Origin of the sequence: Leptolyngbya sp. FACHB-261 (assembly GCF_014696065.1) — a bacterium.
Classification (GTDB): domain Bacteria; phylum Cyanobacteriota; class Cyanobacteriia; order FACHB-261; family FACHB-261; genus FACHB-261.
Genome location: NZ_JACJPL010000036.1, coordinates 1 through 12,003, shown reverse-complemented (window position 1 = coordinate 12,003; position 12,003 = coordinate 1). Strand labels below are relative to the sequence as shown.

13 protein-coding genes and 1 pseudogene are annotated in these 12,003 nt (G+C 51.5%); 5 read left to right on the top strand and 9 right to left on the bottom strand.

What is annotated here, in order from left to right; translation table 11 throughout:
• Nucleotides 1-377: 377 nt before the first annotated feature.
• From H6F94_RS32750 to H6F94_RS30860, 7 genes are all read right to left on the bottom strand, one after another.
• Nucleotides 378-812 (bottom strand): hypothetical protein, encoded by a 435-nt coding sequence (locus tag H6F94_RS32750; protein WP_242041537.1) that lies wholly within the window; start codon nucleotides 810-812, stop codon nucleotides 378-380.
• Entirely contained in the window at nucleotides 809-3,208 is a 2,400-nt protein-coding gene (locus H6F94_RS30885) for a UPF0182 family protein (protein WP_242041536.1), read from the bottom strand. Before H6F94_RS30885 ends, H6F94_RS32750 begins: the two co-directional genes overlap by 4 nt.
• A 4-nt stretch (nucleotides 3,209-3,212) precedes the next feature.
• On the bottom strand, nucleotides 3,213-3,566 hold the full coding sequence (locus H6F94_RS30880) for an ATP synthase subunit C (RefSeq protein ID WP_313949411.1): 354 nt from the start codon (nucleotides 3,564-3,566) through the stop codon (nucleotides 3,213-3,215).
• A gap of 389 nt (nucleotides 3,567-3,955) precedes the next feature.
• A complete protein-coding gene (locus tag H6F94_RS30875) occupies nucleotides 3,956-4,768 on the bottom strand; it encodes a V-type ATPase 116kDa subunit family protein (RefSeq protein ID WP_190806132.1) in 813 nt (270 codons plus the stop codon).
• Between the two features lie 123 nt (nucleotides 4,769-4,891).
• A complete protein-coding gene (locus H6F94_RS30870) occupies nucleotides 4,892-5,344 on the bottom strand; it encodes a DUF2764 family protein (RefSeq protein ID WP_190806131.1) in 453 nt (150 codons plus the stop codon).
• Nucleotides 5,344-5,517, bottom strand: a complete 174-nt coding sequence (locus H6F94_RS30865; RefSeq protein WP_190806130.1) for a hypothetical protein — start codon at nucleotides 5,515-5,517, stop codon at nucleotides 5,344-5,346. Before H6F94_RS30865 ends, H6F94_RS30870 begins: the two co-directional genes overlap by 1 nt.
• On the bottom strand, nucleotides 5,514-6,029 hold the full coding sequence (locus H6F94_RS30860; RefSeq protein ID WP_190806129.1) for a hypothetical protein: 516 nt from the start codon (nucleotides 6,027-6,029) through the stop codon (nucleotides 5,514-5,516). The genes H6F94_RS30865 and H6F94_RS30860 overlap by 4 nt, the downstream gene beginning before the upstream one ends.
• A gap of 360 nt (nucleotides 6,030-6,389) precedes the next feature.
• Here H6F94_RS30860 and ndhN point away from each other — a divergent pair, with 360 nt between their 5' ends.
• The 5 genes from ndhN (at nucleotide 6,390) to H6F94_RS30835 (ending at nucleotide 10,870) form a co-directional block, all read left to right on the top strand.
• Nucleotides 6,390-6,845, top strand: coding sequence for an NAD(P)H-quinone oxidoreductase subunit N (gene ndhN / locus H6F94_RS30855; RefSeq protein WP_190806128.1), 456 nt, complete (start codon nucleotides 6,390-6,392; stop codon nucleotides 6,843-6,845).
• 163 nt (nucleotides 6,846-7,008) lie between these two features.
• A complete protein-coding gene (gene ldpA / locus H6F94_RS30850) occupies nucleotides 7,009-8,052 on the top strand; it encodes a circadian clock protein LdpA (RefSeq protein WP_190806127.1) in 1,044 nt (347 codons plus the stop codon).
• A gap of 44 nt (nucleotides 8,053-8,096) precedes the next feature.
• Nucleotides 8,097-9,803, top strand: coding sequence for a R3H domain-containing nucleic acid-binding protein (locus H6F94_RS30845; RefSeq protein WP_313949409.1), 1,707 nt, complete (start codon nucleotides 8,097-8,099; stop codon nucleotides 9,801-9,803).
• 143 nt (nucleotides 9,804-9,946) lie between these two features.
• Entirely contained in the window at nucleotides 9,947-10,285 is a 339-nt protein-coding gene (gene psb28 / locus H6F94_RS30840; protein ID WP_190806125.1) for a photosystem II reaction center protein Psb28, read from the top strand.
• Nucleotides 10,286-10,360: 75 nt separating this feature from the next.
• The gene (locus tag H6F94_RS30835) at nucleotides 10,361-10,870 is read left to right on the top strand and encodes a MogA/MoaB family molybdenum cofactor biosynthesis protein (protein WP_190806124.1); all 510 of its coding nucleotides are present in this window, start codon (nucleotides 10,361-10,363) and stop codon (nucleotides 10,868-10,870) included.
• Nucleotides 10,871-10,914: 44 nt separating this feature from the next.
• Here the strand turns inward: H6F94_RS30835 and H6F94_RS30830 are convergent, their stop codons facing one another.
• Both H6F94_RS30830 and H6F94_RS30825 read right to left on the bottom strand, forming a co-directional pair.
• On the bottom strand, nucleotides 10,915-11,676 hold the full coding sequence (locus tag H6F94_RS30830) for a M50 family metallopeptidase (RefSeq protein ID WP_242041534.1): 762 nt from the start codon (nucleotides 11,674-11,676) through the stop codon (nucleotides 10,915-10,917).
• A gap of 187 nt (nucleotides 11,677-11,863) precedes the next feature.
• A pseudogene (locus H6F94_RS30825) lies at nucleotides 11,864-12,003 on the bottom strand (photosystem II q(b) protein); the annotation flags it as partial.

Here is a 12,003-nt window from a genome sequence, read left to right as displayed (position 1 = left end):
TCTAGACCAGAGCACCCCAACTCAAGAAAATGGGGAAGAGCCTTACGAAACCGTAGAACTCAAGTCGGGATCCAGAGCATCAAGCTCAATCCCACTGTGTCGCGCTTGTTGAGACTTAAGAGGTAGACTCTACCTTTCAGTATCTCCCGGGCTCAAGGCCTAATTCGATCAGTCTCACCCACGGAGCCTGAAGTTTGCAGGTGCACTCATGGCTTTGAGGCCAGCGAGCAGTACCGCAAAAGCTGGAGGGTGACCTTACCCGTATTTTGGCGACAATTAATCATGATAGATGAGAAGTCCTCATCTGTCTAGCAAGAAACAAATTACTTCCGCCACTTCTGGAAAATCCGGATGTGGCCAGTAAAAGTATGACAGACCTACTGCTGCTGAGACTGCTGGACGTCTAGCTGCTCTAAAGTCTGTCGGAGTTGGGTTTGGAGCTTACCGTACTCGGCCCAGTCTCCCCGCTGAAGAGCATCTTGGGCCTGCTGCCACTGCTGTAGGGCTCGGCGGGTGAGGGGCCGTTGTTGAGATTGGGGTACTGAGCGAGCCGAAGGGGTAGCAACTTGATTCTCTTCAGTAGTCATTAAATCTTCTGCTAGGTTGGGCTGGTCGAGCACAGCACCTTGCTGTGGGCTAAACAGCTCCCGCAGAGATTCATCTAAGGTCGAGTTCACTACTACATGGTCCTCGTAAGCAGCAATCACACGAGTCAACTGAGGCAAGCGGCTCTGCTCGGCTTCCAGGTAGAGAGGCTCAATGTATAGAAGGGAGTTTTCCACTGGAATCACCAGTAGGTTACCCCGGTTCACGCGCGAACCATGCTGGTTCCAGAGAGAAATCTGCTCTGAGATCTCTGGGGCTTGATTAATACAAGCCTCAACTTGGCGAGGCCCAAAAATTGACTTTGCTTGGAGAACTCATAGACTAGGAGCTTGCCATACTCCTCAGCATCGCAACGGGCGGCCATCCAAGCAATTAGGTTGTCTTTGTTGGATGGCGTAAAGGGAGATAACAGCGCAAACTCTTCGGGGAGGCTATTGTCCTTCTGGTTCTGCTGATTAGGCAACTTTAGGATCAGGTAGTTGGGCCGCATCGGCTGTGTGATCCCCTGTCGCGTCTCCGGGGGAATGTGCCATTGGTCTTCTTTGTTGTAGAAAACCTGAGAGTCATCCATATGATATGTAGCGTACTGCTGTGCCTGAACCTGAAAGAGGTCTTCGGGATAGCGCAGATGACGCCGTAAGCTCTGAGGCAGTTTTTCTAGAGGCTGAAGCAGAGCCGGAAAACTGCGTTGATAGGTTCTGATGAGTGGGTCTTGAGGGTCAGAAACGTAAAAATCAACACTGACGTTATAGGCATCAATAACAACTTTGACTGCGTTACGAATGTAGTTGAAGTCGAAGGGAGCGTCGCTAGGTTCTGAGTAGGGATAGTGCGTACTCGTGGTGTAAGCGTCTAAAAACCAATAAAGGCGACCATCCTCGATCACCATATAGGGATCACGGTCGTAACGCAGGAAAGGCGCGATTGTTTGTACTCGCTCCTGAATATTACGTCGAAACATGAATCTACTTTGGTCAGTAAATTCATTGGCTGGCAACATTCGTGGATCTCTGAAGTGCCAAGCGTAAAGCAGACGTTGCCAGAATCGCGCAACGGGAACTCCACCCGTACCCGTGTAACTGGCATAAACATTTTGATTGCCTTGAGGATAATCTAGTTCCTTATCTGTAGTAGAGACAAATACATTTGTGCGAGTCAACTCGCCATAATAAATAGAAGGGTTATCAACGGGAATAGCGGTTTCAATCGCTGGGCTAGTGGCCTGAGGTGGAATATCTTTAATAAAAAAATCTGGTAAGCCTTCGTGGGTCACAATGTTGACCGGGCTAAGGGTGAAACCGTAACCGTGGGTATAAAAGAAATGCTGGTTGACCCAGGTTCTAGCCCGTCGCGGCACCTGACTATAATCTAATTCCCGCGCAGAGTGCATCACTTGACGCAGCTCTCCATCAATTGAATAGCGATCTACATCAACGGTGGGAAATTGGTAGTAGGGCCGGATCTCTTGCAACTGCCGATAGGTTTCCAGTAAAGGCTGACTGTCCCAAAGTCGGATGTTTCTAATCGTACCAGGGTTGTTTTGAATATCCTTGTAGGTAAGGTTATCTTTCAGTGTGAAAGCTTGAGTTTCAACATTCGTTAGATTATAACCCTGGCGAGTGAACTGAATATTGCGTTCGATGTAAGGAAGTTCTCGTTCTAGTTCGTTAGGCAGAACGACAAAGGCTTGAATGACTTGCGGATATAGGACGCCAATTAGAAGGAAGCTCAAAACATAACCACCGACTAGCAGCAACAGGGTTTTAGTGGGTGCGTTTTTGAGACTATGCCATCCTAGCCAGAAGCAAGCAACAGCACTTAATAAACTAATTCCTGCTAAGAACCAATTAGCTGGGAGCTGAGCATGAACATCTGCATAGTTTGCCCCAAAGATAACGCCCCTAGAAGAATAGAGCAGATCATAGCGGCTAAGCCAGTGTGTCAGGGCAACATGCAGCCAGAGAACTCCAACTAACCAAAGGAGGTGCTGTGAAGCTGCTAGAGGCAATCTTTGGGCTGTTGCCTTGACTATTGTCTTAGCTGACTCTGAGCTATCAGGCTGTGTGGTCAGTCTCTGCCGTAAGCCATAAAGCAAAGCGCTGCTGCCTAAAACTAGGAGCCACAGCAGCAGGCTCCAAAACAGCAGTGCTTGCCAGACTGGGAGGCTGTACATGTAAAACGCGAGATCCTGGTGGAAGAGAGGATCTTGCGTTTCAAAGCGCACCTGGTTGAGCCAAGTCAGAACCGGCAGCCAGTCCTTTGAGAAAAACTCCGCCATTACGGCGCTCAGCCCGAGGACGCTGACAATGAGTAATCGCTTCAGCCAGGAGCCTAGCTCTTGGTCTCTGAATTTTGCTCTAGGTAAAACTGTTCGGCGCCAGACATAGCTGAGATCGCTTCCTAGAATCAGGAGCGCCAAGACAAACCCTGCCAGCCAGAGCAAAAGACGGACCCCAAGGCTGGTGGCAAAAACGCTTAGGTAGTCAACTTCTGCAAACCAAAAACTTTCGACTGCTAAGGTGATCGCTTGGTCTACCAAAAAGCCAAAGCCAATGAGGGCAAGACCAAGAACCCACGACCATCGAGACAGTAGAAAGGACATAACATTAGCCGCGAGGTAGGCTTTGGCTCAGGACCAGGGCCATTACGAATACAAAGATAGCGAATCCTTCTACAATGCCAGCAGGGGCTAGAGATTTACCAAATATTTCTGGCTTACTTTTGGAAACATTGATGGCCATGGCGCAGCAATTGCCCTGATAAATGCCACTAACAAGCAGGGCAACGCCTGCTAATGTGCCGATAGCAAAGATGCCCCAGCCGCTCGTTGCTGTGATGTTCTGTTTCAGAATAAACATCAACACAATACCCAGGACTGCTTGCGTGGAGGGCAAGGCCGCAACACCCAGAAATTTTCCGTGGCCTGTTTCAGGCTCTAACATGGCCCCGTCAGCTGCTATCCCTGCTCAAGCACAGCCTACCGCGCTACCACAGGCGCTCAGTGCGACGACAGCAAACAAACCGATGTAACCTAAACCTAAGGCTAGTGCCTCCACTGTATGTCTCTCCTATTTGTGTTGCAATGCCAGGGATTAATCTCTGACCAAAAGTGATCAAGAGTCGCCATTGAGCCTATAAGGTCTTGAACTAAGTATGTTTCTTAGAAGGATTGAACCGATATCCTTCTCCCTCTTGGCTCCAACGATAGAATTCGATGAAATTTAAACGAAGACCGTGGATGGTTCCAGCCATGATACACAGCACGAAATTGAGTGTGTGGCCAACTACGATTAGAACGAAGGCCCCTAAAATACCCAGCTCGCCGGTAGAAGCCACTTGATGGGCTAAATCATTGAAGGTGATCGCTAGATAGGCACTGCCCCTTACGCAATGCTGACCAGCATTGGGAGACAGCAATGGCATTAGCGATTAAGACATGCAAGCAACCAATGCTGACCGAAAAGGCCATCAATTCTGGAATATTCTCCAAATCAGGCTTAAAAATAGCGATGCGTGCTAAGAGACTGCCCTCTGGTGGATCTACCGCAAAGTATTCACCTGATAGAAGTCCATAAGCGCTGGCACTTACGCCTAAGGCAGCAAATAAGTAGAACAAGCGACGCTGACTGTTAGCCAGTAGTTTTCCACGCAGCAGCCAGGCAATCCCCAGTAGCAAAAAGCCGTAGCCTGCATCAGCAATGATGATCCCGAAGAACAGGACAAAGCTGACGTAGATTAGGGCCGACGGACCCCAACTGCGATAGGACGGTGTGCCGTAAACGCTAATCAGAGTCTCGCCAGGAGCCAGCAAATCTGAATTTTGCACCAGCGTTGGTGGTTGCTCCTGTGGACCTGGATCCTCCACAGTTAGAGCTAGAGAGAACTCCTTAACCAGATCATCTAGAGCAGAAATCTGATTGACAGGACACCAGGCCTGGATAACAAAAAGACCAATTTCGTCGTGGGTTAAGTGGGTAGCCTGGTTGAGTTTGGAGGTACTGAGCGCTTGGTTCAAGTAGTCTCGCAGAGACTCAATAAAGCGAGTTGCACCAATGCGGCGGGTCTCGGAATTTTCTAGAGTATCCTCTACATCCTCTAAGCGATTCTGAATTTGCGCTTCTGAAAGCGACGGCATCTCTAGAGGAGTAAAAGGTAACTTCATTTTTCATTAAGTAGCCTTGCTCTAGCTCAATGGTCGCAATGTTGCCATTCACACCAATGACCCGAGCAGTGCTCTTGGCCCCTGACTCCGTTGCCCCTGCCTGTCCGTTGAGTTGACTAACCATTAGGCTTTTTCCAGAACTTGATCGATTAATTCATTAAATCGCTGCAGTCCGGCAGCTTCACCGGTTTGGCTCCAGCGGTAAAGAATGTCCCATTTACCCACATAGGCCACAACGGCTTCAAAGGTGAAGGGATTCATCTGACTAGCCGAATCAGCAAACTTCCACCGAATTTGGTCGATCTGCCTTTCCAGTTCCAGAACCCTTCCCTGCTCCAACAACTCACGCAGTTCACCTAACCAGGGGAAGCGCCCACCCAGGTTAAAGTCAGGCTGATTCCAATAGCGACGTAAGTGACCACCTACGCCTAGACCTCCGATTGGTAAGACAGGCGTTTTGCCTTGTTGTCGGTGACGCAGAGCAGAAACAACCAGCAGGAGGTTAACCTCCTGCTGAAATAGAGCCGAGATTTTCACGTCCTGCAATTTGCGAGCTGTATCTTCTAGCAGCTGCATCACCAAAGCTGCTGGTGAAACTCAATAATCGCGTTAATTTGCTCTTGATCTGTCAGAGACAACGCCTTCAAGCGCAGTTTTAACGCCTGACGGCTAATCGGCAGACGCCTTAAGCTAAGGTCCCTAGGCAGATACGGCAGACTAGCGATCAGACCATAGTAGCTACCGCTCATTGCAGATATCCTTCTAGCACTGCCCGGAAGCGAGGCAACAAATACTGGCTAAGCAGTGCCGCAATTGCGTGGTCAGTTAAGTCGATCATCAATTGCTGATCTACAAGCGCAACCTTAAATTCCTTCGAACTGCTCATTGGTTCTGCCGAAGGCCACACCCTCGCGTAGAGGACCGCCAAACAAACTGGCAAAAATTGAGCTAACAGTTCTTCCTCAGGGGTGTCATTGACTCGACGCAGGTCTTCTAGGTTGACCAACCGCTCAGGGAGCAGAACTCGCATTTCCTGGCCGGGTTCAAGCTCGGGTATCTGTCGCTTACAAACTTGAAGCAGCAAATCGCGCAAAAACGCTTCCTGCTGAGACTGGGCACTGACTTGCTTGCGCAGCTCATTGCGGAATACCTGAGCTGCTTCATTCTTCAGGGTCAGCAGCGTGTCTCGGGCAGCGATTCGTAGTGCTTCCTGACCTGCTGCTTTCGTAGCTGCTTCCTCGCGAGCTTGGGCAAGAATCAAGTCCGCCTCTTGCCGGGCATCGGCGACCAGACGACGGGCCTTCTCCTGAGATGCTCCTTCTACCTGCTTGGCCTTGACCTGTCCGGCTTCAAACCCTCCTGCTTCAGTCGCTCGACCAACTCCTGAATGCCTCGAGAAAGGCTAGGAGCTTCTGTTGTGGTCTCAACATCCACAACAAACCTTCTCCTAGTGGTACCCGCACTCTGGAAGACAGGTGGATTGTGGTGGCAATGTGTCAATAACCTCTCGAAGGTCCTGAATCAAGCCTTCAATGCTCTGCCTTCTTGGATTAGCCCCTTAAGCGTCCAAATTTCGGAGTACTCTGAGTTCAAGACGCATTAAGGCAAGAGAGTAATCACCATGAGCCTGATCATTACGGGCAGAAAGATGATTCAAGATTTAGAAAGCAATGGAGCACTGGCTCTCTGTGTTCCTCCTGAGGGTGGGTTTGAAGGGCGCTATCAGCGGCGCCTACGAGGAGCAGGCTACGGAGTTCTGACGTTAACGGCCCGAGGTTTAGGTGACTTATCCGCTTATCTCACAAGCGTGCATGGCGTGCGACCAGCCCACTTGGGCAAGAAAGAGATTCGCACCTACTTCTACCCGCCGCTGTTGCAATACCAGCTCGACAACTTGCCACCCAACGCTAAAGGGCTAGTGCTGTGGTTAATTGAGGGCAAGGTTTTATCACGCCAAGAGCTGCAATTCCTGGTCACCTTACCCACGCTTCAACCTAAGGTCAAGGTTGTTGTAGAAGTGGCGAGTGCCCGGGAAATATCTTGGCAGCCGCTTCGACAGGCTGTTGCTGCCGCCTGAGCGCCTACTTCGTTTGAACCTGAGGCAATTCTGGCAGCTGCCAGAATTGCCTCAGGTTTGGGAGTGGCTAGTGTCGAGGGCAAATAGGGCAGATAGGAAAGATCCCAGGGGAATCCTCTACCCGGTAGCATTTTCAGGGCATGCACACTAGCATGAAGAGGTGATGCTCCAAAGCCTTTCCCTGAGCGCTCTGCAAGAGGGAAGCTGGTTCAAGCTGATCTGTGGAGCCAGCTTCCAGCATTTACCCTCAGTTCGTAGTCTCTCCCTGGTCTATGCCCTAGCCGGAGCTGACTGCATCGATGTAGCTGCCGATGAAGCTACGGTGGCATCGGCCCAAGAGGGCCTGGCAGTGGCAGAACGTCTAGGGGGGCGGCGTCCCTGGCTCATGGTTAGCCTGAATGATGCAGAGGATCCCCACTTTCGCAAGGCTAAGTTTGACTCAGTTGCCTGTCCACAATCTTGTCCCCGCCCTTGTGAACAAATCTGCCCTGCTGATGCGATTACCTTCAAGGCAGAATTTTCTGGTGTCCTAGAACCCCGCTGTTATGGCTGTGGGCGCTGTTTACCAGTGTGTCCGTCAGCACTTATCACAGCCCAGGCTTACGTGTACGCTCCAGACCAGATTGTGCAAGTCTTACTGGGGTTGGCGATCGATGCAGTGGAGATTCATACACAGCCAGGGCAGCTGGTTCAGTTTCGGCGTCTGTGGCAGGCGTTGACCCCGCTTATCCCTCGATTAAAGCTGGTAGCTGTAAGCTGTCCAGATGGTGAAGATCTGCGGGAGTACCTCCAAGCCTTGTGGACGCACATGCAACCTCAACTAGAGCAGTGGAAGTGTGATTTGTTGTGGCAGACCGACGGTAGACCTATGAGTGGTGATATTGGTGATGGTGCGACTCGGGCTGCTGTGCGCTTGGGTCAGAAAGTTTCGAGTTTTGATTTGCCTGGATACGTCCAGCTCGCAGGAGGCACTAATGCCCATACGGTTGCCAAGGCGAAGGCAGCGGGTTTAGATGCTCTTGCTGGTGTTGCCTATGGCAGCTATGCCCGAGCGCTTGTGGCTCCCTGGCTAGAGGTGGCAGGAGCCCGCTTAGAAGAACACCCTCAGTTGTTGCAGCAAGCTGTCCAGCAGGCCAGGAGTTTGGTGCAGCAACTCAAGCCTCTGGACAAGGGCCGCCCTGTGGCAGTCTTTTGCCAACCTTCCTGATACACAAGCCTATTGCATTGCCGGCAGAGTGCCGGAGCCCTACTGTGATTCACGAGAATATCGAGAACGCTCAGATTCAAAACGTTCAAGTTACAGATGATTTGGAGAAGCTCTTAGCAATTCTTCCAGAGAACCTGCGGTTGTTGCTCAATCAGCATGCACAGCGAGACCAACTGGTTGAAGTAGTGATGGATCTGGGCCGTCGTCCGGAAGCCCGCTTCCCTGATCGGGCCGAGTACCTGACAGAGCAGGTGATTAGCCGGGAAGAGCTGGATTACGTAGTTGAGCACGTTGGCCTATTTAGTGGGGACAATCGTGCTGGTATTGAGCGTACCCTGCACCGCATCAGCGCCATTCGCAACCGGACCGGCACGATTATTGGCCTCACTTGCCGCGTTGGTCGGGCCATCTTCGGCACGATCGGCATGATCCGAGACTTAGTTGAAACTGGCAAATCGATTTTGATGCTGGGTCGACCAGGCGTGGGTAAAACGACGGCTCTGCGTGAGATCGCGCGGGTTTTGGCGGATGACTTAGACAAGCGTGTTGTCATTATCGACACCTCTAATGAGATTGCTGGCGATGGCGATGTTCCCCATCCAGCCATTGGTCGGGCTCGCCGCATGCAGGTTGCCACGCCTGAACTGCAACACCAGGTAATGATTGAAGCGGTTGAAAATCACATGCCGCAGGTGATTGTCATCGACGAGATCGGCACGGAGCTGGAGGCGCAAGCAGCGCGTACGATTGCGGAACGAGGGGTTCAACTGGTGGGTACTGCCCACGGCAATCAACTCGAAAACCTGATGAAGAACCCCACCCTCTCGGATCTAGTGGGTGGCATCCAGTCAGTCACGCTGGGGGACGAAGAGGCACGGCGACGCGGCTCTCAAAAGAGCGTCTTAGAGCGCAAAGCACCGCCTACCTTTGAGATCGCCATTGAGATGCAAGAGCGTCAGCGTTGGGTTGTCCATGAGGATGTAGCCCAAACGGTTGATAGCCTGCTACGCCGCCGTGAGCCCACGCCCCAAGTTCGCACGGTTAGCGACTCGGGCAAAGTCACCGTTAGTCGTGAGCTATCGAAGCTGCCGTTGACCAATAACTCCCTCAGTCGAGCTCCCCTTAGTGCTGACGTGGTAGGCTGGCGAGCCTCTGGCCAAATGCTTCCCCTACCTATATTGTCGGAGCCGGAGCCGGCAGACCTCTACAGCGGCGCTGAAGACAGTCGTGTTTTCTCTGAGACTGGGGAAGAAATCCTCCAGGTCTACCCCTATGCGGTCAGCCGTCAACAAATGGAACAGGTGATTCGAGCCTTGAACCTGCCCGTTGCGCTGACCAAGGACATGGACAATGCTGACGTCGTGTTAGCCCTGCGCTCTCATATCAAAGGGCACTCTAAGCTGCGTCACATCGCTCAAGCCCGCCAAATTCCGATCCACACGGTCAAAGCCAGCACCATTCCCCAGATCACTCGGGCTTTGCGCCGGGTCTTGCAGATCGATGAGCCAGGCATGCCAGTCCCGGAACTGAGTCTGTTCTCTCAGGCTGATTCTGAAGATGAGATGGAGGCTTTAGAGGAAGCTCGTCTAGCGGTTGAACAGATTGTGATACCTAAGAGCCAACAGGTGGAGTTGTTGCCCCGATCTGCGTCAGTTCGTAAGATCCAGCATGAGCTAGTGGAACACTATCGCCTGCGCTCCCGCAGCTTCGGCGAGGAACCTAATCGCCGCTTGCGCATCTACCCAGACTGAGGATCTGCCCAGATTGAGTAGACCGGCCCTCAAAGGATAGTAGAACAGTAGCCCTAGTAACAGCGCAAGAAATTGCGAGTTTCCCAGAGTGTCAAATTATGTGAAGATAGAGGTTCATAAAACTCGATACCAACCTGGGGCTTATGGCAAGCATTCAATTCGCGCGCGGTGTTGATGAAGAAGTAACTAATGTGCGTCTGACGCGGTCCAAGGATGGCTTGAGAGGGACTGCAACCTTCTTCTTTGAGAAACCTCGTGTGATGAATGATGCCGATGTCGACAATCGGGACATCACGGGCATGTGGATGATTGACGACGAAGGCGAGTTAGTAACTCGCACAGTTAATGCCAAGTTCGTGAATGGTCAGCCAGCGGGTGTTGAGGCAATCTATCGGATGGATGGCAGCGACGAGTGGGAGCGCTTTATGCGCTTCATGGAGCGTTATGCTGCCTCCAATGATTTGGGTTTCAGTCAATCCTAATTGGCTTAAAGCTGAGCAGAGACGTTCTTGCAGAACGTCTCTATTTTTTGTGTCTAAATTCGTGGTGCCTTCAGCATGACCTCACTGCCTTGCTCTGACCCCACACCTGCATTTGTCTCCTGTGCGATTGTGACGGTCAGTGATACCCGCACTGTTGAAACTGACAAAAGTGGTCAGCTTCTAAAGTCCTTGTTGCAAGAAGCAGGCCATCGCATTGTTGCTTACGGCATTATCCAAGACGAGCCAGACCAGATCTGTGAACAGCTCGCTCAGCTTGCTCAGGAGCCTAATATTGAGGCGATTATCTTCAATGGTGGTACAGGCATTGCACCGAGAGATACTACCTACGATGCACTGGAAGCACTACTGGAAAAAGTTCTACCTGGATTCGGCGAGGTGTTTCGAGCGCTGAGCTATCAAGAGATTGGCTCTCGTGCCATTGCCTCCCGCGCTGTGGCTGGCGTTTATCGCGGCCGAATTCTATTCTCGCTGCCCGGTTCTACAGGCGCAGTCAAACTGGCCACTGAGCAGTTAATTCTGCCTGAGTTAGTGCATCTGGTTCGTCAACTTCAAGGCAAGCATTGAGAGACAGAGTGGGTGATCCACTTAAGAGTTAACTGAAGAACCTATTACTGTCCCTGCTGACGATAGGCAACCCGCAAGCTTTTCAACAGAATCAGAAACGACCCTGCTGCCATTAGCAACCCCCAGAACCAATAGGGCAATAGCAATTGCTGGGCAATTTGAGCTGAGTCTGAGCGCATCAATTGGCCACCAATTACAGCCTGGTTCATAAATAAATAGTCCAACTGGTGGTAAGTGCTGATGCAAGCTTGCACTCCTAAAAACTGCACAGCAAAGCCTTGAAGCCAGCCTGAAGTCTTCAAACCCAGCCAGAGGATGCCAGCCCCTAAACTCGCCACCATTGCTAAGCCAAATAGCGACCGGACCCAAATTAAGCCTGATAGCAGTAGTACACTGCCTAAGATGAGCAGAGCCCAACGGGCGGTCCGCAATTGTGTCGAAGCTACAATCAAACCCGCCCCTGCCACCGGTGGTCCCATTGGGCCAGCAGCAGCCACCAGAGCCCGGCCAAGCGGTCCTAGAAATAACGCGCCGCTGTGTTGAGCGACGCCAGAACCATTTGCAAAAATTTGTAACTGTCGAAACTCCCCGCCTAGCAGCACAGCCATAAGACCGTGGCCCATCTCATGAAACCAGGTCGCCAGAATCGTAAAGGGGTAAAGGATGTAGTTACCGTAGGGCATTTGCCACAAAGCAAAGGTGAGAACTCCAGCACCTAGCAGCCAGATGAGTTCCATACGGTCGGAAGGCTTTTCTCCAGGGTGAAACATAGGATCAGCTTGCAAGCGTTTGTGATGTTGATTCATGCGTTTCACCCTGGAGAAGTGGTAGCAAAACCAGACTAACCAACGGTTCCAGAAACTGCCAAAAATTGGCAAAAATAAGGCATCAACTCATCAAAAATCAGCGCATAAAAAGAGTGAGGAAGCCTTGAAGCTTCCTCACTCTCTCAATTTACCTAGGAACTATCGCAGAACCTAAGAGCTTGACCAATTAACCGTTGATGGCGGGAGCGGTCAGAGCAACCGGGGTTGCTTCGCCAGCAGCCAAGTCAAGCGGGAAGTTGTGAGCGTTGCGCTCGTGCATCACTTCCATCCCCAGGTTCGCCCGGTTCAACACGTCTGCCCAGGTCG